This is a genomic window from Actinomycetota bacterium, from assembly GCA_030774015.1.
In the GTDB taxonomy this organism is placed as follows: domain Bacteria; phylum Actinomycetota; class UBA4738; order UBA4738; family JACQTL01; genus JALYLZ01.
In genome coordinates, this window is the sequence record JALYLZ010000047.1 from 1 (window position 1) to 2640 (window position 2640).

Consider the following 2640-nt stretch of genomic DNA (forward strand, 5'->3'; position numbering starts at 1 on the left):
TCCCAAGGACAGAGCTACGGCAGAGCATTCAGGAGCCATGGAAGGAGGACCCCGAACCCGTTAGCATCCGACCCAGGTGCTGTCGTTTTCGACCGGCTCCCGCTGTCGTTTTCGACCGGCCTTCACAAGGGCCATCGCCGCCGCCCTCGGCCTCGTACCGGCAATGTTCGCGGTCTCCCCCGCTTTCACCACGTCATCTCTTCTGAGCGTGAGGCCCACCACCTTCCAGGCGGTACGGCCGTCTCAGTCGTCGCTTGCCGGAGCACCGCGGGCCCTCGAGAGCGCGATACGCGGTGCCCTCGGCATGCCCCTGCCTCTTGTCGGCGGCTCCGCCCAGCAACGAAAGCTCACGGCGTCTGACGCCGCGGCGGGCGATGCGTTTGGCGCCTCGGTGGCCGTTTCCGGCTCCATCGCGGTGCTGGGCGCGCCCTTCAAGTACTCCTTCGCGGGTGCGGCGTACGTGTTCGTGAAATCGGCCGGGGTCTGGTCCCAGCAGGCGGAACTCATCGGCTCCGACACCGCCTCCGGTGACTGGTTCGGGTTCTCAGTGGCTATCTCAGGCCCCACCGTCGTGGTGGGGGCGTACCAGCGGAACTCAGATACCGGGGCCGCATATGTATTCGCCGAAACGGGAGGGATCTGGTCACAACAGGCCGAGCTCACCCCTCCCGCCACCGCGGCGGTCCACGCTTTCGGGTACTCGGTCGCCGTCTCCGGTCCCACCGTAGTGGTGGGGGCACCCGACACGAGATCGGCGACGGGGGCGGCCTACGTGTTCGTGGCCTCGGGCGGGACCTGGATGCAGCAGGCGAGGCTCGCCTCCTCCGACCCCGCCGTCTTCGACCAGTTCGGGTTCTCCGTGGGAGTGTCCGCCTCTACCGCCGTCGTGGGGGCGTGGAAGAAGAACTCCTCCACCGGGGCGGCCTACGTGTTCGGGGAGTCGAACGGGGTGTGGTCCCAACAGGCCGAGCTCACTGCCTCCGACGCTGCGTCGAACGACCGGTTCGGCGGGTCGGTGGCCGTCTCCGGGTCCACCGCTGTGATTGGGGCACCCTTCAAGAACTCCCAGACGGGCGCGGCCTACGTGTTCGTGGAATCAGCGGGGGCCTGGTCCGAGCAGGCCGAGCTCACTGCCAGCGACGCCGCGTCGGGCGACGAGTTCGGCACATCGGTGTCCATCTCCGACTCCACCGCTGTGGTTGGCGCGCCCGCGAAGCGATCGTCCACTGGGGCGGGCTACGTCTACACAGGGCTTGGCGGGGCCTGGTCTCAACAGGCACTGCTCCGCGCCCGGGACGCCGCGTCGGGCGATTACTTCGGTGCTTCGGTGGCGGTCTCCGGCTCCACCGTGGTGGCAGGGGCCCCCATCAAGGACTCGTACACGGGGGCGGCCTACGTCTTCGTCTTGCCCGCTTCGTAGCGGCAGGACGACTCGGTTCCCTTCGATGCGGGTGGGGTCCTGAAGAGACCCCTCCCATCAAGTGGACGGAGGCGTCCCTGGCAGAAGGCTGCCGACGATGCTGCCGTGGCCCCTGGCAGCCATTCCGGGAGCGAGTGCCGCGACGAGAAAGAATGGCGCCCTGACGTTGCTGGCGAACATCTTGTCGAACGCTGCGATATCGAACTCCGCGGTCGGTGCGAAGACGGAGATCCCCGCGTTGTTGATGAGGATGTCGATGTCGCCGACGTCGTGTGCGAGGCGCTGCACGTCGGCGGCGTCGCTGAGGTCGGCAGCGACGAAGCTGGCCTTGCCGCCGTCGGCTGAGATCTCCTGGACCGTCTCGGCGCCCCGTGCGGCGTCGCGGCCGTGCACCAGGACCTCGGCCCCCTCCCGGGCCAGCTGCAGCGCGACCGCTCGACCAATTCCCGAGGTCGCGCCGGTCACCAGCGCCCGTTGGCCCGTGAGGCCGTTTTGCGTGAACGTTGACATCGCTGCTCCTTTTTCGTCGTCTCCTTCGGTGCCCCCGGCCCTCACTCACTTGGCGCGAGCGAGCCGCGGGCGCTTCGTTGCCGCGTCCACGAGGAACTCGGCGGCTTGGCGCGCCGCCGCCGGTGCGGTCGACGGGCCGTCCGTTCGCACGCCGACCGCAGCCTGCTCACGCGTTCCGGCCGGCTTGGATAGTTACCGACACGGACCGCCTCCGCAGCCCTTTCCGACAATGACCGTGTCCACGAAGCCAAACAGTAAAGGCGGATCGCCGACGGGCTTTCCAAGCATTCGCCGAAGGATCCACTTATCGTAGAGGGCGAAATGTTTTCGGTATTCATAGAACAGGCATGATGGCTGGCAATCCGGTGCTTCCTCTCGAAGCCGCTGGCCTACTCTGACCAACAGAATGAGGCCGTATAGCTTCCGGCGTAGCCTCAACTGGGCCACCAATTCCTCTGGGGTGACACCATGATCGCAAAAATCGCTTGTCGACGTTTCGGTACACAGTCCCACCCATGTGCCGCTAGCTGGCCAGTTGAGCGCCGCCCAGCGCTTTGACGGCCCACCAATAAGGAAATTCCCGATAGGGGGTATCCACTTAGCTCCAGTAGGATCAACATGTTGTGGTGGTCACCGACGGGTCTCACCCGCGAGCCGGGGCGGACTACCCGGGCTCTTGGCGGCAGTTCCTCGCTTGGTTCCCCGACGAG

At 66.6% G+C, this 2640-nt stretch carries 1 protein-coding gene and 1 pseudogene; one reads left to right on the forward strand and one right to left on the reverse strand.

Annotation, left to right across the window (positions count from 1 at the left end):
- The first annotated feature begins 304 nt into the window (after window positions 1-304).
- Window positions 305-1420 carry an FG-GAP repeat protein gene (locus tag M3Q23_04830; GenBank protein MDP9341437.1) on the forward strand — a complete coding sequence of 372 codons (1116 nt, stop codon included), beginning with the start codon at window positions 305-307 and terminating at the stop codon, window positions 1418-1420.
- A 93-nt stretch (window positions 1421-1513) separates the two neighbouring features.
- On the opposite strand, the pseudogene M3Q23_04835 reads toward M3Q23_04830, so the two are convergent.
- A pseudogene (locus tag M3Q23_04835) lies at window positions 1514-1930 on the reverse strand (SDR family oxidoreductase).
- Between the last annotated feature and the right edge of the window lie 710 nt (window positions 1931-2640).

Coding starts and splice junctions, on each gene's coding strand:
- M3Q23_04830 (MDP9341437.1), top strand. CDS start 305: ATGCCCCTGCCTCTTGTCGGCGGCTCCGCCCAGCAACGAAAGCTCACG.